Source organism: Parvimonas sp. M20, from assembly GCF_035282425.1.
Lineage (GTDB): Bacteria > Bacillota > Clostridia > Tissierellales > Peptoniphilaceae > Parvimonas.
Genome location: NZ_JAYKBQ010000036.1, coordinates 1 through 1281, shown reverse-complemented (window position 1 = coordinate 1281; position 1281 = coordinate 1). Strand labels below are relative to the sequence as shown.

The 1281-nt window shown below is 47.5% G+C and carries 2 protein-coding genes; both read left to right on the top strand.

Translation table 11 applies throughout. From position 1 onward, the window contains the following. The first annotated feature begins 167 nt into the window (after positions 1-167). On the top strand, positions 168-614 hold the full coding sequence (locus VJI93_RS08185; RefSeq protein WP_324009230.1) for a hypothetical protein: 447 nt from the start codon (positions 168-170) through the stop codon (positions 612-614). 46 nt (positions 615-660) lie between these two features. Continuing rightward, positions 661-993, top strand: coding sequence for a hypothetical protein (locus VJI93_RS08180; protein ID WP_324009229.1), 333 nt, complete (start codon positions 661-663; stop codon positions 991-993). The last annotated feature ends 288 nt before the right edge of the window (positions 994-1281 follow it).

The following is a 1281-nucleotide window of genomic DNA, read 5'->3' as shown; positions in this document are numbered from 1 at the left end:
GTCGACTATCGTGGGTGGGAGTGTTCTTGGGATGCCACTGCCGATGCATGGGGCGCTAATGGGTGGCGTGCCTATAAAGGCGGTGCCGATATTGGTGCCCCCGAGCTTAATGCCAAAACGTGGTTGGAGCTTATGCGTCTGATCGACGAGGAAGAAGGGGACGACTGATGCGTTTCTATCCCCGTCAAGCACAACAGTGCATTGAGGCGGCTTATCAGGCTGGCCAGAAGGTGCATGGGCCGTTGTTGTTGTCGGCAGAGGCTCCGTATGGGCTACTATTCCGTCTAGAAGATAAAACCTACGCCACGCTCGATCCCTATAAATATCCATGGGGTAATGATGACGACTTTGACATATTCACACAGTTGGAGCTTAGGTACTTCCCTATTCGTAGTCATACACCATGTGGGTGGACTATTAAACAGCATAACGGTAATGGTTGGAGATTCATTTCCAAGCATTCCACCAAGCAATACGCATTGCCTACCATTGAAGACGCTATTAAGTCCTATAGAGCACGTAAGGAACGCCAGGCTGCCATTTATCAAGCCCGTGCAGATAAAGCCAGACTAGCTCTACGCCTTGGTGGCCTTGATGAATTGACCTTGATTTAAGGTGTAAAAGCTTTATACTGGGTTAATCAAAAGAGGAGTCATTCGCATGAGGGATATTCAGGTGCGGCCGAAGGGCTCGATTGAGTCTGTGGAAGAGTTCATGCAGCACTATAAGGTAGGCAATACCTTGTATGGCGTAATGGCTTTGGGTGGTATGTCCTCTGTAGAGAAATACCATATCAAGAAAGTCCGTCCTATCGAAGGAACCATTGTCTACTACGGAATCTATGATTCATACATCTTTAGTCTGTTGGACAAGAATGTCATTGAGGTCAATGAGTACAATGACCACTTCTTGTTTGCCAATGAGGCATACGCTCTGGCATACCATCAGTACTGCATCGACCACAATATCGACTTCCGGAGTAAATGGGCATGACGATTCAGGATGTGATAGCGTTCTACAGTGACTTGCCTATGTGGTTCGTTGCTGTAGGCTTCTCGCTGTACCTAGTCTATGGTATCTTTGCAGGCTTTACCTATTCCAAGGGTGAGCTTATGGAGTTCGTGGGCATGGTATTCTTTTGGCCTATGTGGGTGCCTTCAAAGATAGCCATCTATATTCGGGCATGGCTCAAGTATAAGGGAGTAATTCGGTGACATTAACCTCTACCAAAGATATCGGCGCAACAGCATCTGACCAACAGTTGGGTGCTATTATGGCAGG

Bases quoted from the DNA above. Each gene is read 5' to 3' on its own strand.
- VJI93_RS08185 (WP_324009230.1), top strand. From the start codon at position 168: ATGCGTTTCTATCCCCGTCAAGCACAACAGTGCATTGAGGCGGCTTAT.
- VJI93_RS08180 (WP_324009229.1), top strand. From the start codon at position 661: ATGAGGGATATTCAGGTGCGGCCGAAGGGCTCGATTGAGTCTGTGGAA.